A 17,904-nucleotide genomic window follows, 5' to 3' on the forward strand; every position below is an offset into this window, starting at 1 on the left:
CCTACCGAGCGAGAGCGAGGGCGATGCGGGCGAAGATCTCGTCGATCGCGCCGAGCCCATTGACACGAATCACGGCCTCGCCGTAATGCTCGATGAGCGGAAGCGTCTCGGACTCGTAGACCTCGAGCCGGTGACGAATCACTTCCTCCGTGTCATCCGCCCGCCCCTCGTCCGCTGCACGCTTGACGAGCCTTGCGACCAGCTCCTCCGTATCGACCTCGAGGAGCAGGGCCACCTCGATGGCTCCCTTGCCGATCGACCCAGCAAGAGCGTTCGCCTGTGTCAGGTTGCGTGGATAGCCGTCGAGGAGGTAGCCGCATGCCGCGTCGTCGCGACCCAGCCGCTCCTCGACGAGCGCGAGAACGAGATCATCCGAGACGAGGGCACCGGACGCCACCACGGCCTCGACCTGTTTCCCGAGATCGGAGCCTGCCGCAATCGCGTCCCTGAGCATGGCCCCGGTTGAGATGTGGGGGACGCCGAGTGTCCTTGCGAGCATGTCTGCCTGGGTGCCCTTGCCTGCCCCCGGTGGTCCGAGAAACAGAATCCTTCGCCCGACGCGCTTGTCGGCCACTAGGACAGGAACCCTTCGTAGTTGCGCATCGTGAGCTGGCTCTCGATCTGCTTGGTGGTTTCGAGAGCAACGCCAGCCACGATGATGATCGACACACCCGAAAGGCCGACCGGCACATTCCAGTACCAGCCGAAGAGCGACGGGAGCACCGTGACCACCGCGAGATACATGGCGCCCGGAAGGGTGATCCGGCTCAGGACATGCGACAGGTAGTTGACCGTTGCCCGCCCAGGCCTGATGCCCGGGATAAAGCCGCCTTGGCGCTGAATCATGTCTGCCTGGCGCTCCGGATCGAACTGGATCGCCGTATAGAAGTAGGTGAAGAACACCACGAGAAGCGCGAGCACACCGATGTACCACAGGGACGGTGAGAACCCGCCGCCGCTCGAGGAGAGCATGTTGTCGTTGATCCAGTCACGGACCGCAGCCCCCCACCCGGCCGAGGGAAGAGCCGATGCGATGAGCGCAGGGAAGTACATGATCGAGGTCGCGAAGATGACGGGGATGACACCTGCCATGTTGACCTTGAGCGGGATGTAGGTCGACTGGCCACCCATCACCTTCCGGCCCCGCACCCGGCGCGAGAACTGCACGGGTATTCGGCGCTGGCCTTGCTCGATGAAGATGATGCCGATGGTGAGAGCGACCATCATCGCGGCGATCGTCACGAACTGGTAGGTCTGCGAATTGGTGTTCAGGATCGCGAGCTGGCTCGGGATCTGGCTGATGATGGACACGAAGATGAGCAGTGACATCCCGTTGCCGATGCCGCGTTGGGTGATCAGCTCACCCATCCACATGAGCAGGGCGGTACCGGCGGTCATGGTGATCACGACGATGATCACATTGCGCGGTGTGAAGTTCGGGATAAGGTCGACGCCGTTGGTGAACTGGCCCGAGTGGAACAGGTACGCAAAGCCGGTTGACTGCAACAGCGCGAGAATGACGGTCAGGTATCGGGTCCATTGGGTGATGACCTTCCTCCCCGACTCTCCCTCTTCCTGGAGTGCTTGCAGGCGCGGGATCACCACGGCGAGGAGCTGCATGATGATCGACGCGGTGATGTACGGCATGATGCCGAGCGCGAAGATGGACAGCTGCGTCAGCGCCCCACCCGAGAACAGGTTCAACAGACCAACGAAACCGGATTGCTCTGCCTGGTCTGCGAAGCTGCGTACCGCATCGAGATCGACGCCAGGGACCGGGATCTGGGCACCGAGCCGGTAGATCGCAAAGATGAACAGGGTGAAGAGGATCTTGTTCCGGAGGTCCCGGATCCTGAAGGCGTTTCTGAAGGCGGTGAGCATGGCCGTTCCGTGGTTCTCAGCGTGGGACGGTCACGAGTCGATGACTTCGATCGACCCGCCAGCCGACTGGATCTTGTCGGACGCGCCTGCGGAAAAGGCGTGCGCCTTGACCGTGAGCGACACATCGAGGTCACCCTGGCCGAGGACCTTGATCTTGCCTCGTTGCTTGACGAGTCCCGCATCGCGCATGTCTTGGGGGGTCACGACCGAACCGGCGTCGAAACCGGCAAGCCGCTCCACATTGATGACCGTGAACTCCTCGCGGTTCGGGTTCTTGAACCCCTTGAATTTCGGGATTCTCCGCTGGAGTGGCGTCTGCCCACCCTCGAAACCCTGCCGGACGCTGCCTCGCGCCTTGAGGCCCTTCGTGCCGCGACCGGCTGTCTTGCCGCGACGGCCGGACTCACCGCGTCCAACACGGATCTTCCGTTTCTTCGAGCCTTCGGCTGGGCGTAGGTGATGCAGCTTCATCCGATCTCCTCGATGTCGAGCAGGTGCTTTGCGGCATGCACCATCCCGCGGACCGACTCGTTGTCCGGTCGCTCCACGGTCGCGTTGATCTTGCGCAGGCCGAGGCTCTCGACGGTCGCCCGCGTCTTCGGCTTCTCGCCGATGAGGCTCCGTCGCAGCGTGATCCGCAGAGTCTTCGCCATCGCTACACCTGTGTCCGCATCAACTCGGACGAGTTGTACGCAGCGAGTAGCGCTGGCGGGAAGATCTCCTCAGCCCGTTTGCCGCGCGCCTTTGCAACCTTGTCCGGCCGCTGCTGACGCTTCAGCGCGTCGACGGTTGCTCGCGCCACATTGATGTGTGTCGGCGATCCGAGCGATTTCCCGAGAATGTTCTCGATCCCGGCAGCCTCGATGATCTGACGGACCGCACCGCCGGCAATGACCCCGGTACCGGGTGCCGCCGGCTTGAGCAGAACCCGGCTTGCACCCTGGACCCCGACGATCTCGTGAATGATCGTCGTACCCGCCATCGGGACATCGAACATCTCCTTGCGGGCGAGCTCGAACGCCTTTTGGATCGCAGCGGGGACTTCCTTGGCCTTGCCGTATCCGATCCCAACCCTGCCCTTGCCGTTGCCGACGGCGACGAGGGCCGTGAACGAGAATCGGCGGCCGCCCTTGACGACCTTGGCAACACGGTTGATGGCGATCACGCGCTCGTCGAGGTCGGATTGCTCGCGTTCGCGTGGACGCCGATCGTCCCGACGACCGCGCTTCTTGGTGTCCTGGTCGCGGCCTTCCTGCTTGGCCTTGGCTGGTCGACCCGCGGGGCGCCCACCGGAAGGCCGTGGTGCTCCGCTCTTCGTCCTGGGGACGCGCGCTGGTTTGTCTGATGTCATCGATCGTTCCTAAAACTCGAGTCCGGCTTCGCGTGCTGCATCGGCAAGTGCCCGTATCCGACCGTGGTACTTGTAGCCACCACGATCGAACACCACCTTGGTGATGCCGCTGTCCTTGGCGCGGGCCCCGATGAGCGTACCCACCTCGGCAGCGGCATCAACGGTGAGACTCGCTGCGGTGACCGCCGATTCACGGGTCGATGCGGCAGCAAGCGTGTGAGCTGCATCGTCGTCGATGAGCTGTGCGTAGATGTGCTTATTGGACCGAAACACGGCAAGCCTTGGACGGTCGTGTGTTCCGTGCACCGACTTGCGGACCCGGAAATGGCGCCGCCGTCGAGCTCCTGTGCGTGTGCCTCTCATCCGGTGACACCCGCCTTCCCTGCCTTGCGTCGAACGCTCTCGTTGGCGTATCGGATGCCCTTGCCCTTGTACGGTTCTGGAGGTCTGACGGCTCGGATGTCCGCAGCGACCTGCCCGACGAGCTGCTTGTCGATTCCGTTCACGACGATTCGCGTCGGCTCCGGTACCTCGAAGACAATGCCGTCTGGCGCATCGATAACCACCGGATGGGAGAACCCGACCTGGAGTTCGAGCTGGGTACCCTTGAGCGCTGCCCGGTAACCGACACCCACAGCGGTGAGTTCCTTGGAGTAGCCATCTGAGACACCAATGACCATGTTGTTCAACAGCGCCCGAGTCAATCCGTGAAGCGCACGCGTGGTTCGCTCGTCGTTTGTGCGATCGACCGACACCACGCCGTCGTCGACTTCGACGGTCAATGTGCCGCTGATCGACTGGGTGAGGGATCCCTTCGGACCCTTCACCTCAACGCCACCGTCAGTCACGGCGACCGCAACTCCTTCTGGCAGGTTGATGGGGTTCTTGCCGACACGACTCATGGGTCACCACACCTTGCAGAGGATCTCGCCACCGACATTGCGCTGGCGGGCCTCCCGGTCGGTCATGACGCCCGTGGAGGTCGACACGATGGACACCCCGATCCCACCACGCACACGGTCAATGTCGCTTGCCCCCCGGTAGACCCGATGCCCTGGCCGTGAAACACGCTGAATGCCCTTGAGGACGCGTCGGCGGTCGCGGTCGTAACGGAGGGTGACGACGAGCTCCTGCCCGACCGTTGCCTCCCGGGTGCTCCACGAATCGATGAAGCCCTCCTCGGAGAGGATTCGGGCGATCTCTTCTTTGATCTTGGACGACGGCATCACGGTCGACGGGTGCAACGCCGTGTTCGCGTTGCGAATCCTCGTCAGCATGTCGGAGATGGGGTCGGTCACCATCGCTACCACGACGCCTTTCGGATGCCGGGGAGCTCGCCACGGTGAGCCATGTTGCGCAGCGCAATGCGTGAAAGGCCGAACTTGCGGAAGTAGCCCCGCGGTCGACCCGAGACAGCGCACCGGTTCCGGTACCTCGTCGCGCTGGCATCACGCGGCATCTTCGCGATCTGGGCGTAGGCCTCCCGCTTCTCCTCGTAGGACGCGTCGGGGTCCTTGGCAATCTTGATCAGCTCAGCGCGGCGCTTTGCATACCGGTCGATCGTCTCGGCACGCTTGCGGTTCTTCGCGATCTTGGATGTCTTCGCCATCAGGCACCTACCTGCTGTCTGCGGAACGGGAACCCGAACGCATCAAGGAGCGCCCGTCCGGCTGCGTCGGTCTCCGCGGTGGTCACCAGGGTGATGTCCATGCCGCGGACCTTTTGAACTTTGTCGTAGTCGATCTCGGGGAAGATCAGCTGCTCGGTCACCCCGAAGCTGTAGTTCCCCCTCCCGTCGAAGCCCTTCGGGCTCAAACCACGGAAGTCGCGGATCCGTGGGATCGCGAGAGCCACAAGCCTATCGAGAAACTCCCACATACGATCACCGCGAAGGGTGACATGGGCGCCGATCGCCTGGCCCTCCCGCACCTTGAAGTTCGAGACCGACTTGCGGGCCCGGTTCACCCTCGGTTGCTGGCCGGTGATGACACGCAGATCGTCCACAACGCCATCGATGAGCTTCGCGTCGGCAGCGGCGTCGCCTGCCCCCATGTTGACGACGATCTTGGAAAGCCGAGGTACCTGCATCACATTGTCGACCGCGAGCTGCTCCTTGAGCTGCCCTTTGATGGTCGATTCGTACTGCTCCTTGAGCCGCGGCGCCATCAGAGATCACCCCCACACTTGCGGCACACACGGAACTTCTCTCCACTGTCGTCGATGCGGGCACCGATCTTCGTCGGCCCACACTCGGGGCATACGATCATCACATTCGACGCATCGATCGGCATGTCCTTGTCGATGATGCCTCCGGTGTTGAGCTCTCCTGTCGCACGCTGATGGCGCTTCGCTGTCGCGACACCCTCGACGATGATGCGGTTTTGCTTGGGGAATACCTTTGCGATCTTCGACTCGGTTCCCGCGTCCTTGCCCGCGATCACCATCACCGTGTCACCGCTTCGGAGTTTCATCACAGCACCTCCGGGGCGAGCGAGACGATCCGCATAAACTTCTTGTCGCGAAGCTCGCGGGCAACGGGGCCGAAGATGCGGGTTCCGCGAGGCTGCTGCTGATCGTTGATGATCACACAGGCGTTCTCGTCGAAACGGATGTAGGAACCGTCGTCGCGACGGTTCTCTTTGGCGGTACGGACCACCACGGCCTTGACGACTTCGCCCTTGCGGACGCCACCACCGGGGTTCGCATCCTTGACCGTTGCGACGATGACATCACCGACCGAGGCATAGCGTCGACCGGACCCTCCGAGCACGCGGATGCACAGCACCTCTCGGGCTCCCGAGTTGTCGGCAACCTTGAGTCGGGTCTCTTGTTGGATCATCGTGCCCGCTCCACGATCTCAGCGACCCGCCACCGCTTCGACTTCGACAGGGGGCGTGTCTCAACGATGCGCACGGTGTCCCCGATGTGGGCGTCATTGGCCTCGTCATGTGCGTGGTACTTCTTGCGGACAGGCACGGTCTTGCCGTAGCGGGCGTGCCGCTTGGCATCCCGTACCTCGACGGTGACAGTCTTGTCCCTCGCGTCGGAAACGACGATTCCGACGCGAACCTTGCGGTGTGCGCGTTCCATCTACGCTTCCTCCTGTTGGGCTCGCCACTCGGCGATCTCCTGTTCACGCATCACGGTCGCGATGCGCGCAACCTCACGCTTGACCTCGCTGAGGCGAGCGGTGTTGTCGAGCTGATTCGTCACGAGCTGGAAGCGGAGGTTGAACAGCTCCTCTTTCGCCTCGTCGAGTTTCGTGTTCAGCTCCTGGTAGTTCAGCTTGCGCAGTTCGAGAGCCTTCATAGATCCTCCCGCCTGACAAACTTCGCCTTCACCGGGAGCTTGTGTGCGGCGAGCCTCATCGCCTCTCGCGCAAGCTCTTCGTCCACACCCGACATCTCGAACATCACGCGGCCCGGTTTCACGACCGCAACCCAGTACTCGGGGTTGCCCTTGCCGGAACCCATGCGTGTCTCTGCGGGCTTCTCGGTGATGGGCTTGTCGGGGAAGATGGTGATCCATACCTTCCCTCCGCGCTTGATCTTGCGGGTCATCGCGATACGAGCAGCTTCGATCTGGCGGGAGGTGATCCAGCCACGCTCTTGGGCCTGGAGTCCGTAGTCGCCGAACGACACGCGGGTTCCCCCCTTGGCCTTGCCCTGCATTCGTCCCTTCTGGACCTTGCGGTACTTGGTTCGCTTCGGCATCAACATCAGGACGGCTCGCTTTGCTCAGCTGGCTCGCTTTGCTCGCCAGCTTCAGTTGACGGTTCACGGTTTTCAGTTTTCGGTTCACTGTTTTCAGTTTTCGGTTCACTGTCAACAGTTAACTGTGAACTGTCAACAGTCAACTGTGAACTGTCTTCAGTTGACGGTTCACGGTTCACAGTTGGCGGTGAACTGCTCTCCGTTAACGGTGAACTGCTCTCAGCCTCTCTTGCTTCTTCCAGCTCGGCTTCAGCGTCCGCGGCGGTCAGCTTCTTGCCGCCTCCGGCCTCGATGAGGCGGCGACCGCTCTTGCCGCCTCCGGCCTCGACAACCCGCTTTCCACCGCCGGCTTCGATGATCCGTTTCTCACGCCCGCCCCCAGCGGCCTGTTCGGCTCGCGACTTGATCGACTTGCGTCGACCGTCATCCGGAGCTCCGGTTGCGGACCTCCCGAGGGTGCGTTGGCGTTTCATCACATCGCCCTTGTACACCCACACCTTCACACCGATCGCACCGACGGTCGTCGAGGCGGTTGCCTGCCCGAAGTCGATGTCGGCCCGCAGCGTGTGCAACGGGACGCGCCCTTCGAGGTACCACTCGCGCCGACCCATGTCGGCGCCGCCAAGACGGCCGGACGCTTGAACCCGGACGCCTTCGGCTCCCGCCTTGAGCGCGGTCGACACGGTTCGCTTCATCGCCCTTCGGAACGACACCCGTCCCTCAAGCTGATCGGCAACACTGCGAGCCAGCAGCGTCGCATCGAGCTCGGGATTGTGAACTTCGATGACATTGAACTTGACGGTGCGTCCCGAGAGATCCTCGAGTCCTGCACGCATGCGGTCCGCCTCGGAACCACCACGGCCGATCACGACGCCGGGCCGGCCGGTGTGGACATCCACCTGCACCTTCTTGTCCCCGATCCGCTCGATGTCGATGCGCGAGATTGCACCGCGTTGGAGTTCGGTGTTGAGGAACGAGCGAATCCGGTGATCCTCGGCGATCTGCGCGGCGTAATCCTTGTCGCTGTACCAGCGCGCCTTCCAGTCGGTGACGATGCCGAGACGAAGGCCGTACGGGTGGGTCTTTTGTCCCATCAGGCGTCCTCCTCGTGACGATCTGAAACAACGATGGTGATATGGCTCGTCCGCTTCTTGATCTGCGTTGCGCGGCCGCGTGCCCGGGGACGCCATCGCTTCAAGGTCGGCCCCTCATCGGCATATGCCTCTGCGACGAAGAGCTCGTGGGAGTCGAGAGCGAAATTGTGCTCGGCGTTTGCGACAGCCGAGTCGAGTACCTTCTTGATGGTCCCGGCCGCCTTGCGGTTGGTGAACTGCAAGACCGCGTCGGCCTCCTGGACCGGAAGACCCCGGACAAGGTCGAGCACGCGCCGCACCTTCGACGGCGACTGCCGGATGTACTTGGCCTGTGCGCGTGCGTTCATCGTCGGGTCACCGATCTGTCGACGGTGTGGCCGCGGAAGGTTCGGGTCGGAGCGAACTCCCCGAGCTTGTGGCCGACCATCGACTCGGAGATGTACACGGGAACATGCTTACGCCCGTCGTGCACGGCGATCGTGTGACCGACCATTTCCGGGATGATCGTCGAGCGCCTGCTCCAGGTTCGGATCACACGCTTGTCCTTGCTTGCGTTGGCCTTCTCGATCTTCACAAGGAGGTGCTCGTCGACGAACGGGCCCTTCTTCAGGCTTCTCGCCATGACCTACCTCTTCCCCTTCTGGGAGCGACGACGCACGATGTACTTGTCGCTTGCCTTGTTCTTCTTGCGGGTCTTGCGCTCCGGTTTCCCCCACGGGCTCACCGGATGCCTGCCGCCGGAGCTGCGTCCCTCGCCACCGCCAAGCGGATGATCGACGGGGTTCATCGCGACACCGCGGGTCTGGGGACGCTTGCCCTTCCAACGATTCCGACCAGCTTTGCCGATCTTGACGAGTTCAGCTTCGGTGTTGCCGACCTGCCCGATCGTCGCTCGACAGTCGAGGTGCACCTGGCGCATCTCGCCCGATGGCAGACGCAGCAGCGCCACATCGCTCTCCTTGGACATCAGCTGAATGGCCGTCCCTGCAGAACGGCCCAACTTCGCTCCACCACCTGGACGCATCTCGACGCCGTGGACTACCGTACCGGTTGGGATGTTGCGAAGCGGCAGCGCGTTCCCTGGGCGGATCTCGGCGCCCGAACCCGACTCGAGCATGTCACCGACCTTGATACCGACCGGCGCGAGGATGTACCGCTTCTCACCGTCGACATAGTGGAGCAAGGCGATCCGCGCGTTCCGGTTCGGGTCGTATTCGATCCCTGCAACCTTTGCCGGAACGCCGTCCTTGTTCCTACGGAAGTCCACAATTCGGTAGCGACGCTTGTGGGCCCCGCCTCGATGGCGCGAGGTGATCCTGCCATACGAGTTCCGGCCCGATGACCGCTTCTTGGGGGCGAGCAACGACTTTTCCGGTTTGCTCTTCGTGATCGTGTCGAAGTCCGACACGGTCTGGAACCGGCGACCCGGCGATGTTGGTTTGAGTTTCTTGACACCCATCGTTACACCTCGAAGACATCGATCGAGTCGCCAACGGCGAGCGTCACGATGGCACGCTTGGTGTGCTTGCGCTGGCCAACGGTCCACCCCGTTCGTTTGCGCTTGCCTTGGCGATTCATCGTGTTCACGGACACGACCGTGACATCGAAGATCTTCTGGATTGCTTGCTTGATCTCGGTCTTGTTGGAGCGACGATCGACAACGAATGTGTAGCTGTTGGCGTCGGAGACGAGGTCGTACGACTTCTCCGAAACGACCGGCTCGAAGATGATATCGCGAGGGTTCTTCATGCGGCACCCCCTTCGAAGGTGCTGTTCACGGTCGACGGGTCATGACCTTTCGCCTCGGAAACGGACTCATACGCTTCCGGGCTGGAATCTGGAATCCGAGATCTGATGTCTTCCGCATTCGCGGCGTGGGCTTCGGTGCCGCGAGGAGCGCCCTGCCCGAGTTCCAGGGTTCCGCGGCTCATCACGATCGTGTCCGCCCACAGCACATCGTAGGTGTTCGCTTGGCCGAGGTTGTGGGCGATGACCTGATCGAGGTTCCGGAAGGACTTGATCGCGGTCCGTTCGTGGTCCTCGGCGATGAGGAGCACCTTGCCCGTAACCCCCATTGCGTCGAGTAGGGCGACCGCCTTCTTCGTCTTCGGCTCGTCCCAGGCTGCAAAGTCCTCCACAACCTTGATTTGTCCGGCTGCGGCACGCACCGACAGCGCGCTTCGAAGGGCGAGGCGGCGCATCTTCTTCGGTGTTCGTTGCCGGTAGTCGCGCGGCTTCGGGCCGTGGGCAACTCCGCCACCCGCCCATTGTGGGGACCGGATGGATCCATGCCGAGCACGACCGAGCCCTTTCTGACGCCACGGCTTGCGTCCACCGCCGCGGACCTCGGCCCGCGTCTTGGTGGAGTGCGTACCTGCCCGCCGCGCAGCGAGCTGCGCGGTCACGACTTGGTGCATCACGGCCGTGTTGGGCTCAAGCCCGAATACATCCGGATTGAGGTCGACGGTTCCCTTCTCGGTGCCGTCGGCGGCGTACAGCTCGGCGGTGAATCTGTCAGCCATGAGCCTTCACCGCCTCTCGGAGCACGATGATGGAACCCTTTGGACCCGGCACCGAGCCCTTCAGCAGGACGAGGTTTCGTTCGGGATCGACCTGCATGACTTCGAGGTTCATCGTGGTGACCTGATCGCCGCCCATGCGTCCGGGAAGGCGCTTGCCCTTGAAGACTCGCGCCGGAGTTGCACACGCACCGATCGAACCGGGTGCCCTGTGGACTTTGTGTGTTCCGTGGCCGGCTCCCTGACCCTTGAAGTTGTGGCGCTTCATCACGCCGGCGAAGCCCTTGCCCTTCGAGATGCCAGTCACATCAGCCTTCTGCCCTGCCTCGAGAACATCGGCGATCGTGATCTTCTGGCCGACTTCGTAGCCTTCGACCGCATCGACGCGAACTTCAACCAGGTGACGGTGTGGCGGAACGCCAGCTTTGGCGAAGTGGCCCGATGAGGCACGACTCGTCTTCCCTACCGCCAATTCCTTGAATGCGATCTGGATCGCGGCATAACCATCGGTGTCGACGCGCTTGATCTGGGTCACCACGACCGGCCCTGCCTTGATGGCGGTGACCGGAACGGCGCGGTTCTCCTCGTCGAAGATCTGGGTCATGCCCAGCTTCTCACCGATGATCGCGTTCATGTCTTGATCTCGACTTCCACACCGGCGGGCAGGTCGAGACGCATCAGCGAATCGACCGTCTTGGGGGTCGGCTCGAGGATGTCGATGAGGCGCTTGTGGATCCGCATCTCGAAGTGCTCCCTCGATGTCTTGTCGACATGCGGCCCGCGGATCACCGTGTAGCGATGGATACGCGTCGGGAGTGGAACCGGCCCCTTGATCTTCGCCTGGGTGCGCGTCACCGTCTCCGCGATCTTTTTCGCTGACTCGTCCACGACCGAGTGGTCGTATGCCTTGAGTCGGATACGGATCCGATGCTCATCTGCCATTGTTTGTTCTCACTTCGTTCGAATGTTCACGGTTCACTGTTGACTGTTGACTGTGAACTGTTGACTGTCTACTCAATAATTTTGGTGACTCGGCCTGCACCAACCGTGCGGCCACCTTCACGAATCGCGAACCGTAACCCTTCATCCATCGCGATCGGTTTCCCCAATGTGACCGTCATCTCAGTGTTATCACCAGGCATCACCATCTCAGTCCCAGACGGCAACGCAACCGCACCCGTCACATCCGTTGTACGGAAATAAAACTGGGGCCGATACCCATCAAAGAACGGATTGTGACGCCCACCCTCATCTTTGGTCAACACATACACATTGGCCTCAAACACCGTATGGGGCGTAATCGAACCAGGAGCCGCCACCACCTGACCACGCTCAACATCATCTTTGCCAATACCACGCAACAACAACCCCACATTGTCACCAGCACGACCCTCATCTAACAACTTACGGAACATCTCAATCCCCGTCACCGTCGTGGTCTGCGAATCACGCAACCCAACAATCTCAACCTGATCCCCCACCTTGAGCGTCCCAGACTCAATCCGGCCCGTCACCACCGTGCCACGACCCGTAATCGAAAACACATCCTCAACCGGCATCGCAAACGGCTTATCCGTATCACGAACCGGCTCTTCAATATACGAATCCACCGCAGCCATCAACTCAACAATCGCCTCAGCAGCAGACGCATCCCCCTCCAACGCCTTCAACGCAGAACCCCGCACCACCGGCACCTCATCACCAGGAAACTCATACTCAGACAACAACTCACGAACCTCAAGCTCCACCAGATCCAACAACTCATCGTCATCAACCTGATCAACCTTGTTCATAAACACCACCAACGCAGGCACCCCAACCTGACGAGCCAACAACACATGCTCACGCGTCTGAGGCATCGGACCATCAGCAGCAGACACCACCAAAATCGCCCCATCCACCTGCGCAGCACCCGTAATCATGTTCTTGACATAATCCGCATGCCCCGGCATATCCACATGCGCATAATGCCGATTCTCCGTCTCATACTCCACATGAGCAATCGCAATCGTGATCCCCCGCTCACGCTCCTCAGGCGCCTTATCAATATCCTCAAACGCCGTAAACACAGACGACCCAGACCCAGACTCAGCCAACACCTTCGTAATCGCAGCCGTCAACGTCGTCTTCCCATGATCAATATGACCCATCGTCCCAACATTCACATGCGGCTTCGACCGCTCAAACTTTTGCTTCGCCATGTCGGTTCTCCTATTCGCCTCTGACTTTGGCCACGATTTCTTGTGCGGCTTGGGTCGGTACTTCTTGATATGAGTGGAACTGCATCGTGTAATTCGCGCGGCCCTGCGTGCGGGATCTCAGGTCGCCCACATAGCCGAACATCTCGGCGAGCGGAACGAGCGCATTGACAACCCGTGACGGGCCTCGGGTCTCCATGGATTCGACCTTTCCCCTGCGGGCGGAGATGTCGCCGATGACATCGCCCATGTAGTCCTCCGGCGTCACTACTTCGAGCGACATGATCGGTTCGAGCAGCTTCACGCCGGCAGCCTTCGCCGCATCCTGGATCGCCATCGATCCGGCGATCTTGAACGCCATCTCGTTGGAGTCGACGCTGTGGCTCGATCCGTCGATGAGCCTCGCCCGCACATCCACGAGGGGGTAGCCGGCAAGGATCCCGCCCTGGAGTGCTTCGCGCATGCCCTTTTCGACGGCGGGGATGAACTCGCGGGGCACATTACCGCCCTTGACGGCATCCTCGAACTCGAATCCTGCGCCCGGCTCGAGCGGTTCAAGGTCGATGACGACATGGCCGTACATACCCGAGCCACCGGTCTGACGCTTGAACTTGGCATCGATCTTGTTGACCGGCCGTTTGATGGTCTCGCGGTAGGCGACCTGGGGACGCCCGACATTCGCCTCGACCTTGAACTCGCGGAACAGGCGATCGACGATCACTTCGAGATGGAGCTCCCCCATGCCTTCGATGATGGTCTGGCCGGTTTCCTCGTCGGTGTGGACATTGAAGGTCGGGTCCTCCTCGGCGAGGCGCGCGAGACCCGTGCCGAGCTTGTCCTGGTCCGACTTCGTCTTCGGTTCGATCGCGACCGAGATGACGGGATCCGGGAACGACATCGACTCGAGCTGGATCGGGTCGCTCGTCGCCGACAGGGTGTCGCCGGTCTTGGTGTTCTTGAGCCCTACCGCAGCGACGATGTCGCCGGTCATGACCTCGTCGATGTCCTCTTGCTTCGCTGCATGCATCCGCAACAGGCGACCGAAGCGCTCCTTCTTGCCCGTCGTGGTGTTGAGCACCGCGTCCCCCTTGTCCGCCGTCCCCGAGTACACACGGAGATAGGTGAGCTTGCCGACATAGGGATCCGACATGATCTTGAAGGCAAGCGCCGAGAAGGGTTCCGAGTCGAGGGCCTTCCGCTCACGGGTGTCCTCTTCGTTGCCGGGGCTGAACCCACGCATCGGGGGCAGATCCGCCGGTGACGGAAGGTAGGCAACAACGGCATCGAGCAATGGCTGGATTCCCTTGTTCTTGAACGCGGTACCGAGCATCACCGGAACGAAGTCCCGGTTGATGGTCCCCATCCGAACCACCGACCGGATCTCGTCAGGGGTCAGGTCGTCATCCGAGAGGTACTTCTCGAGGAGGTTCTCATCCTCCGCGGCAACGACATCGAGCATCTTGGTGCGCCATTCCTCCGCCTTGGCAACGAGCTCCTCGGGGATGTCAACCACGCTGAAACCGGTTCCCTGCTCGTCCTCCCAGACAATGGCTCGCATCTCGATGAGATCGATGACTCCGAAGAAGTCTGCCTCGGCGCCGATGGGGATCTGGATCGGGACCGGGTTGCCGCCAAGCCGGTCGATGATCGATTGGGTCGCAGCGAAGAAGTCCGCACCGACACGATCCATCTTGTTGATGAAACAGATCCGGGGGACGCGGTACTTGTCCGCTTGCCGCCAGACGGTCTCGGACTGCGGTTCGACACCGGAGACGGCGTCAAAGACGGCAACCGCACCGTCAAGCACGCGAAGTGACCGCTCGACTTCAACGGTGAAGTCGACATGGCCGGGCGTGTCGATGATGTTGATGGTGTGGCCCGCCCACGAGGTGGTTGTCGCCGCCGAGGTGATCGTGATCCCGCGCTCTTGTTCCTGCTCCATCCAGTCCATGACGGCCGCACCCTCGTGTACTTCCCCGATCTTGTGGGTGCGTCCCGTGTAGAAGAGGATCCGCTCGGTTGTCGTCGTCTTGCCCGCGTCGATGTGGGCCATGATTCCGATGTTGCGAATGGTCTCGAGTGGGATGGTGCGTGACATGATTCGTTACCAGCGATAGTGGGCAAAGGCCTTGTTGGACTCGGCCATCTTGTGGATGTCCTCGCGCCGCTTCACGGCCAAACCGGTGCGATTGGCGGCATCGAGGATTTCATTGGCAAGCCGATCGGACATCGCGTTCTCCCGCCTCTTGCGAGCGAACTCAACGAGCCAGCGAACGGAGAGTGTCTGTGCACGACGGGCGCGAACCTCGACCGGAACCTGGTAGGACGATCCTCCTACCCGCCTCGTCCTGACCTCCATCTGGGGCCGGATGTTGTCGATTGCGCGCTTGAGGACAGGCAGAGGATCGGATCCGGTCCGCTTTTCGACGGTGTCCATGGCCGTGTAGACGATGCGGCGTGCCGCACCCTTCTTGCCCTTCAGCAGCACCTTGTTGATGATCTGGGTGACGAGAACCGACTGGTAAATCGGATCCGGTTCGAGTTTGCGAACCTCTGCGGGTGCCCTACGCATCAGGAGCCCTTCTTTGCGCCGTAGCGGGACCGCGCCTGTTTGCGACCGTCGACGCCTGCCGCGTCGAGGGCCCCGCGAATGACCTTGTATCTCACGCCGGGGAGGTCCTTTACACGACCGCCGCGGACCAAGACGATGGAGTGTTCCTGGAGGTTGTGTCCTTCACCAGGAATGTACGCGGTGACTTCCATCCCTGACGAAAGGCGAACACGGGCGACTTTCCGCAGGGCCGAGTTCGGCTTCTTCGGGGTCACGGTGTAGACGCGGGTGCACACGCCGCGCCGTTGAGGTGAACCGGCGAGGCCGACGGTTCGCATCTTCTTCGTCTTCGGCTTCCGGCCCTGTCGGACCAGTTGCTGCACAGTTGGCACGCTCTTTGTCTCTCTTGTTGACACACCCCGACCCGAAAACCCGGGTATCGGAGTTCTGACGAACGAAAATCGGCACCGTCGCCGGAGGCGGCAGAGCCGATCCCATGTGTGAACCGCTTCCGGCACAACAGCGCCGCGGGGCGCCTCCGGGTACCGGCGGGTTCGGTCGGGAAAACCTGGATCGCAGTATACGCCGTGCCGGAGCAAACCGCACTGTGAGCAGGGTCTCGCTCGTGGTCCGTCGCCCGCACATGGGGAGCGCGTGTCGCCGGTGAGACGCCTTCATCAGTTGGGTGAGGACCACCTAGGCCAAACCGTGCTTGACGGCGAGGACGGCTGCCTGGGTGCGGTCGTGGACGCCGAGCTTGCCGAGCACCATGCTGACATAGTTGCGGACGGTTCCTTCCGACAGGAAGAGCCGCTCGGCGATCTCGGCGTTCGACAAGCCCTTGCCGATGAGGACGAGGACTTCACGCTCGCGATCCGTGAGGTTCGAGGCGACCTGTGTGGCGTCGTCCGACCCGTTGGCGACACGGACGAGAAGCCCGCCTGCAACGGCGGGATCAAGGTGGGTTTCACCATCGATGGTTCCCCGGATGGCGTCGATGAGACGCTGCCTCGGGGTGTCCTTGAGCAGATAGCCTGCAGCACCGGCCCGGATAGCGTCGAGGACCCAACTCTCATCCGCGTAGGTCGTCAGGACGAGGATGCGGGTTTCGGGTGCGAATCGGAGGATCTCGCGAATCGCCTGGACACCGTTCATGATGGGCATGTGGAGATCCATAAGCACGAGGTCGATGTCTCCGTTCGTGACCCGCGCGACCGCTTCGGCGCCGTTCGCCGTGACGGAGACGACCGCGAAGTCCGGGACGATGTCGAGCATGCTGCGCAGACCCTCCCGCACGACTTCCTGGTCGTCGCAGATCAAGATGTTGATCATCGTCCGCCGCTCGCTACGACGAAGCGCACGGCCGTACCGCCGCTGTCGGATCGGTCGATCGTGAGTTCGCCCCCGGCAAGGGACGCGCGCTCGAGCATGCCAACGAGGCCGTGGTGTCCCTCGGCGGGGACGGCTCCCGGGTCGAAGCCGCTCCCGTCGTCGGTGACGGTCACCGCGATCTCGTCACCGATGTGGGCGCTGATCGCGATGTGGGATGCCGCGGCGTGGCGAACCGCGTTGGCAACGGCTTCCTCAACGATGCGATAGACGGTGTGCTCGGTCGTTGGCGATACGGAGGTGTCTCGAACGGTCACGGATGCTGTGGTGGTGATGCCCGATCTCGCGGTTGTGTCCTGCGCAAGCCACTCGAGTGCGCCACCGAGTCCGAGGTTCTCGACTGGTGACGCACGGAGGTTCTCGATTGCCCTGCGAGCCTCGGCGAGTCCGCTTCGCGTGTCCGCGAGGGCGCGCTCGAGATGCTCTCGGGCTCGCGTCTCGTCGGTGTCCCACAGTGCTTCGGCCGCCTCGAGCTGGACAACCGTTCCGGTCAGCGTGTGGGCGAGCGTGTCGTGCATCTCGCGAGCAAGCCTCGTGCGTTCGCGTTCGGTGGCGAGGCGTTCAGTCGTGGCGGTGAGCAGCCGAAGTTCTTCGGTGGCTTCTCGCTGTCGAGCCATCAGTTTCGTGACGAAGAACCCGACGAAGGCGAACAGGAACCCTTGACCGATGACGACGATGGCGACGATCTCGAGGTCGAGGTTGTATGCCACCAGTCGTTCTTCGTATGCCGTGAACACGCTTGCGATCATCATCAGCTGAGCGAGGGATGCCGCGATCGCGAACACGACCACCCATCGGTATCGGTATTGCCATGCGATCAGGATGAACGGGACGAACAGCAAGAAGAAGAGAACCCAGTAGTCGGCGAGAGCATCGTTCGGTGAGGATCCCGCGGCAAGCCGCCCGCTGATCGTTCGCGCCGCATCGCCGAGGGGCGCGACGGTGGCGAGCGTGATCGCAATGGGAAGGAACCAACGGCCGGTGGCTTTGGCGAACCAGGGAACCAAGAGGAACACGAGCAAGACACCGAACAGGGCGACCCCCACGCCGGGGAACTGTGGGGGCGAAGGAGGATCATCTGAGTTGACGCCGATCACGACCACTGCGAGGAAGCCGAGCCGAATGCCCACATACCACCGGAAGAGATTCAGGAGTCCCGGTTCGATCGTGGTCGTCATGTGGTGTTTGTGAGGGTGGCTGGCGTGACT

Annotated in this window: 29 protein-coding genes; all 29 read right to left on the reverse strand. The window is 62.0% G+C overall.

The genetic code is table 11. The annotated features are described in order from the left end of the window. Nucleotide 1 precedes the first annotated feature (1 nt). Nucleotides 2–574, reverse strand: coding sequence for an adenylate kinase (locus R2823_00510; GenBank protein ID MEZ5174677.1), 573 nt, complete (start codon nt 572–574; stop codon nt 2–4). Continuing rightward, nucleotides 574–1,881: a preprotein translocase subunit SecY gene (secY, locus tag R2823_00515; protein ID MEZ5174678.1), complete on the reverse strand. Its 1,308-nt coding sequence runs from the start codon at nt 1,879–1,881 to the stop codon at nt 574–576. Before secY ends, R2823_00510 begins: the two co-directional genes overlap by 1 nt. A 30-nt stretch (nt 1,882–1,911) precedes the next feature. Then, on the reverse strand, nt 1,912–2,352 hold the full coding sequence (gene rplO, locus R2823_00520) for a 50S ribosomal protein L15 (GenBank protein ID MEZ5174679.1): 441 nt from the start codon (nt 2,350–2,352) through the stop codon (nt 1,912–1,914). Beyond that, nucleotides 2,349–2,534 carry a 50S ribosomal protein L30 gene (gene rpmD / locus R2823_00525; protein MEZ5174680.1) on the reverse strand — a complete coding sequence of 62 codons (186 nt, stop codon included), beginning with the start codon at nt 2,532–2,534 and terminating at the stop codon, nt 2,349–2,351. Before rpmD ends, rplO begins: the two co-directional genes overlap by 4 nt. A 2-nt stretch (nt 2,535–2,536) precedes the next feature. Continuing rightward, nucleotides 2,537–3,232, reverse strand: a complete 696-nt coding sequence (rpsE, locus tag R2823_00530) for a 30S ribosomal protein S5 (protein MEZ5174681.1) — start codon at nt 3,230–3,232, stop codon at nt 2,537–2,539. 9 nt (nt 3,233–3,241) lie between these two features. Continuing rightward, nucleotides 3,242–3,595: a 50S ribosomal protein L18 gene (rplR, locus tag R2823_00535; GenBank protein MEZ5174682.1), complete on the reverse strand. Its 354-nt coding sequence runs from the start codon at nt 3,593–3,595 to the stop codon at nt 3,242–3,244. After that, nucleotides 3,592–4,134, reverse strand: a complete 543-nt coding sequence (gene rplF, locus R2823_00540; GenBank protein ID MEZ5174683.1) for a 50S ribosomal protein L6 — start codon at nt 4,132–4,134, stop codon at nt 3,592–3,594. Before rplF ends, rplR begins: the two co-directional genes overlap by 4 nt. Before the next feature lie 3 nt (nt 4,135–4,137). Then, nucleotides 4,138–4,530 (reverse strand): 30S ribosomal protein S8, encoded by a 393-nt coding sequence (gene rpsH, locus R2823_00545; protein MEZ5174684.1) that lies wholly within the window; start codon nt 4,528–4,530, stop codon nt 4,138–4,140. 5 nt (nt 4,531–4,535) lie between these two features. Further along, the gene (gene rpsN / locus R2823_00550; GenBank protein ID MEZ5174685.1) at nt 4,536–4,841 is read right to left on the reverse strand and encodes a 30S ribosomal protein S14; all 306 of its coding nucleotides are present in this window, start codon (nt 4,839–4,841) and stop codon (nt 4,536–4,538) included. Further along, entirely contained in the window at nt 4,841–5,398 is a 558-nt protein-coding gene (gene rplE / locus R2823_00555) for a 50S ribosomal protein L5 (protein MEZ5174686.1), read from the reverse strand. Before rplE ends, rpsN begins: the two co-directional genes overlap by 1 nt. Next, nucleotides 5,398–5,703: a 50S ribosomal protein L24 gene (gene rplX, locus R2823_00560; protein MEZ5174687.1), complete on the reverse strand. Its 306-nt coding sequence runs from the start codon at nt 5,701–5,703 to the stop codon at nt 5,398–5,400. Before rplX ends, rplE begins: the two co-directional genes overlap by 1 nt. Beyond that, nucleotides 5,703–6,071 carry a 50S ribosomal protein L14 gene (gene rplN, locus R2823_00565; GenBank protein ID MEZ5174688.1) on the reverse strand — a complete coding sequence of 123 codons (369 nt, stop codon included), beginning with the start codon at nt 6,069–6,071 and terminating at the stop codon, nt 5,703–5,705. The genes rplX and rplN overlap by 1 nt, the downstream gene beginning before the upstream one ends. Then, nucleotides 6,068–6,322 (reverse strand): 30S ribosomal protein S17, encoded by a 255-nt coding sequence (gene rpsQ / locus R2823_00570; GenBank protein ID MEZ5174689.1) that lies wholly within the window; start codon nt 6,320–6,322, stop codon nt 6,068–6,070. Before rpsQ ends, rplN begins: the two co-directional genes overlap by 4 nt. Continuing rightward, entirely contained in the window at nt 6,323–6,541 is a 219-nt protein-coding gene (rpmC, locus tag R2823_00575) for a 50S ribosomal protein L29 (protein MEZ5174690.1), read from the reverse strand. Continuing rightward, entirely contained in the window at nt 6,538–6,951 is a 414-nt protein-coding gene (gene rplP, locus R2823_00580; protein MEZ5174691.1) for a 50S ribosomal protein L16, read from the reverse strand. The genes rpmC and rplP overlap by 4 nt, the downstream gene beginning before the upstream one ends. Continuing rightward, nucleotides 6,951–8,039 carry a 30S ribosomal protein S3 gene (gene rpsC, locus R2823_00585; protein MEZ5174692.1) on the reverse strand — a complete coding sequence of 363 codons (1,089 nt, stop codon included), beginning with the start codon at nt 8,037–8,039 and terminating at the stop codon, nt 6,951–6,953. The genes rplP and rpsC overlap by 1 nt, the downstream gene beginning before the upstream one ends. Continuing rightward, a complete protein-coding gene (gene rplV / locus R2823_00590; protein MEZ5174693.1) occupies nt 8,039–8,386 on the reverse strand; it encodes a 50S ribosomal protein L22 in 348 nt (115 codons plus the stop codon). Before rplV ends, rpsC begins: the two co-directional genes overlap by 1 nt. Continuing rightward, the gene (gene rpsS / locus R2823_00595; protein ID MEZ5174694.1) at nt 8,383–8,661 is read right to left on the reverse strand and encodes a 30S ribosomal protein S19; all 279 of its coding nucleotides are present in this window, start codon (nt 8,659–8,661) and stop codon (nt 8,383–8,385) included. Before rpsS ends, rplV begins: the two co-directional genes overlap by 4 nt. 3 nt (nt 8,662–8,664) lie before the next feature. Further along, nucleotides 8,665–9,498, reverse strand: a complete 834-nt coding sequence (gene rplB, locus R2823_00600; protein MEZ5174695.1) for a 50S ribosomal protein L2 — start codon at nt 9,496–9,498, stop codon at nt 8,665–8,667. A 2-nt stretch (nt 9,499–9,500) separates the two neighbouring features. Beyond that, a complete protein-coding gene (gene rplW, locus R2823_00605) occupies nt 9,501–9,788 on the reverse strand; it encodes a 50S ribosomal protein L23 (GenBank protein ID MEZ5174696.1) in 288 nt (95 codons plus the stop codon). Beyond that, nucleotides 9,785–10,561, reverse strand: coding sequence for a 50S ribosomal protein L4 (rplD, locus tag R2823_00610; protein ID MEZ5174697.1), 777 nt, complete (start codon nt 10,559–10,561; stop codon nt 9,785–9,787). The genes rplW and rplD overlap by 4 nt, the downstream gene beginning before the upstream one ends. Beyond that, nucleotides 10,554–11,192, reverse strand: a complete 639-nt coding sequence (rplC, locus tag R2823_00615) for a 50S ribosomal protein L3 (protein MEZ5174698.1) — start codon at nt 11,190–11,192, stop codon at nt 10,554–10,556. The genes rplD and rplC overlap by 8 nt, the downstream gene beginning before the upstream one ends. Continuing rightward, the gene (gene rpsJ, locus R2823_00620) at nt 11,189–11,500 is read right to left on the reverse strand and encodes a 30S ribosomal protein S10 (GenBank protein MEZ5174699.1); all 312 of its coding nucleotides are present in this window, start codon (nt 11,498–11,500) and stop codon (nt 11,189–11,191) included. The genes rplC and rpsJ overlap by 4 nt, the downstream gene beginning before the upstream one ends. Before the next feature lie 68 nt (nt 11,501–11,568). Next, nucleotides 11,569–12,759 carry an elongation factor Tu gene (gene tuf, locus R2823_00625; GenBank protein MEZ5174700.1) on the reverse strand — a complete coding sequence of 397 codons (1,191 nt, stop codon included), beginning with the start codon at nt 12,757–12,759 and terminating at the stop codon, nt 11,569–11,571. A 10-nt stretch (nt 12,760–12,769) separates the two neighbouring features. Further along, a complete protein-coding gene (gene fusA / locus R2823_00630) occupies nt 12,770–14,854 on the reverse strand; it encodes an elongation factor G (protein MEZ5174701.1) in 2,085 nt (694 codons plus the stop codon). A 6-nt stretch (nt 14,855–14,860) separates the two neighbouring features. Next, nucleotides 14,861–15,331 carry a 30S ribosomal protein S7 gene (rpsG, locus tag R2823_00635; protein MEZ5174702.1) on the reverse strand — a complete coding sequence of 157 codons (471 nt, stop codon included), beginning with the start codon at nt 15,329–15,331 and terminating at the stop codon, nt 14,861–14,863. Further along, nucleotides 15,328–15,699: a 30S ribosomal protein S12 gene (gene rpsL, locus R2823_00640; protein MEZ5174703.1), complete on the reverse strand. Its 372-nt coding sequence runs from the start codon at nt 15,697–15,699 to the stop codon at nt 15,328–15,330. Before rpsL ends, rpsG begins: the two co-directional genes overlap by 4 nt. Nucleotides 15,700–16,003: 304 nt before the next feature. Then, nucleotides 16,004–16,639 carry a response regulator transcription factor gene (locus R2823_00645; protein ID MEZ5174704.1) on the reverse strand — a complete coding sequence of 212 codons (636 nt, stop codon included), beginning with the start codon at nt 16,637–16,639 and terminating at the stop codon, nt 16,004–16,006. Beyond that, complete coding sequence (locus tag R2823_00650) at nt 16,636–17,874, reverse strand: sensor histidine kinase (GenBank protein MEZ5174705.1); 1,239 nt, start codon at nt 17,872–17,874, stop codon at nt 16,636–16,638. The genes R2823_00645 and R2823_00650 overlap by 4 nt, the downstream gene beginning before the upstream one ends. Nucleotides 17,875–17,904 lie beyond the last annotated feature (30 nt).

The sequence above is a fragment of the Acidimicrobiia bacterium genome, assembly GCA_041393965.1.
Taxonomy (GTDB): domain Bacteria; phylum Actinomycetota; class Acidimicrobiia; order Spongiisociales; family UBA5794; genus UBA5794.

Excerpts from the sequence above, each read along its gene's own strand:
- rplV (MEZ5174693.1), bottom strand. The coding sequence starts at position 8,386 with ATGAACGCACGCGCACAGGCCAAGTACATCCGGCAGTCGCCGTCGAAG.
- rpsS (MEZ5174694.1), bottom strand. The coding sequence starts at position 8,661 with ATGGCGAGAAGCCTGAAGAAGGGCCCGTTCGTCGACGAGCACCTCCTT.
- tuf (MEZ5174700.1), bottom strand. The coding sequence starts at position 12,759 with ATGGCGAAGCAAAAGTTTGAGCGGTCGAAGCCGCATGTGAATGTTGGG.
- rplE (MEZ5174686.1), bottom strand. The coding sequence starts at position 5,398 with ATGGCGCCGCGGCTCAAGGAGCAGTACGAATCGACCATCAAAGGGCAG.
- secY (MEZ5174678.1), bottom strand. The coding sequence starts at position 1,881 with ATGCTCACCGCCTTCAGAAACGCCTTCAGGATCCGGGACCTCCGGAAC.
- rplR (MEZ5174682.1), bottom strand. The coding sequence starts at position 3,595 with ATGAGAGGCACACGCACAGGAGCTCGACGGCGGCGCCATTTCCGGGTC.
- rplC (MEZ5174698.1), bottom strand. The coding sequence starts at position 11,192 with ATGAACGCGATCATCGGTGAGAAGCTGGGCATGACCCAGATCTTCGAC.
- R2823_00645 (MEZ5174704.1), bottom strand. The coding sequence starts at position 16,639 with ATGATCAACATCTTGATCTGCGACGACCAGGAAGTCGTGCGGGAGGGT.
- rplB (MEZ5174695.1), bottom strand. The coding sequence starts at position 9,498 with ATGGGTGTCAAGAAACTCAAACCAACATCGCCGGGTCGCCGGTTCCAG.
- rpsJ (MEZ5174699.1), bottom strand. The coding sequence starts at position 11,500 with ATGGCAGATGAGCATCGGATCCGTATCCGACTCAAGGCATACGACCAC.
- rplF (MEZ5174683.1), bottom strand. The coding sequence starts at position 4,134 with ATGAGTCGTGTCGGCAAGAACCCCATCAACCTGCCAGAAGGAGTTGCG.
- rplN (MEZ5174688.1), bottom strand. The coding sequence starts at position 6,071 with ATGATCCAACAAGAGACCCGACTCAAGGTTGCCGACAACTCGGGAGCC.
- rplP (MEZ5174691.1), bottom strand. The coding sequence starts at position 6,951 with ATGTTGATGCCGAAGCGAACCAAGTACCGCAAGGTCCAGAAGGGACGA.
- R2823_00650 (MEZ5174705.1), bottom strand. The coding sequence starts at position 17,874 with ATGACGACCACGATCGAACCGGGACTCCTGAATCTCTTCCGGTGGTAT.
- rplW (MEZ5174696.1), bottom strand. The coding sequence starts at position 9,788 with ATGAAGAACCCTCGCGATATCATCTTCGAGCCGGTCGTTTCGGAGAAG.
- rpsC (MEZ5174692.1), bottom strand. The coding sequence starts at position 8,039 with ATGGGACAAAAGACCCACCCGTACGGCCTTCGTCTCGGCATCGTCACC.
- rpmC (MEZ5174690.1), bottom strand. The coding sequence starts at position 6,541 with ATGAAGGCTCTCGAACTGCGCAAGCTGAACTACCAGGAGCTGAACACG.
- rpsN (MEZ5174685.1), bottom strand. The coding sequence starts at position 4,841 with ATGGCGAAGACATCCAAGATCGCGAAGAACCGCAAGCGTGCCGAGACG.
- rplO (MEZ5174679.1), bottom strand. The coding sequence starts at position 2,352 with ATGAAGCTGCATCACCTACGCCCAGCCGAAGGCTCGAAGAAACGGAAG.
- fusA (MEZ5174701.1), bottom strand. The coding sequence starts at position 14,854 with ATGTCACGCACCATCCCACTCGAGACCATTCGCAACATCGGAATCATG.
- rplD (MEZ5174697.1), bottom strand. The coding sequence starts at position 10,561 with ATGGCTGACAGATTCACCGCCGAGCTGTACGCCGCCGACGGCACCGAG.
- rpmD (MEZ5174680.1), bottom strand. The coding sequence starts at position 2,534 with ATGGCGAAGACTCTGCGGATCACGCTGCGACGGAGCCTCATCGGCGAG.
- rpsQ (MEZ5174689.1), bottom strand. The coding sequence starts at position 6,322 with ATGGAACGCGCACACCGCAAGGTTCGCGTCGGAATCGTCGTTTCCGAC.
- rplX (MEZ5174687.1), bottom strand. The coding sequence starts at position 5,703 with ATGAAACTCCGAAGCGGTGACACGGTGATGGTGATCGCGGGCAAGGAC.
- rpsE (MEZ5174681.1), bottom strand. The coding sequence starts at position 3,232 with ATGACATCAGACAAACCAGCGCGCGTCCCCAGGACGAAGAGCGGAGCA.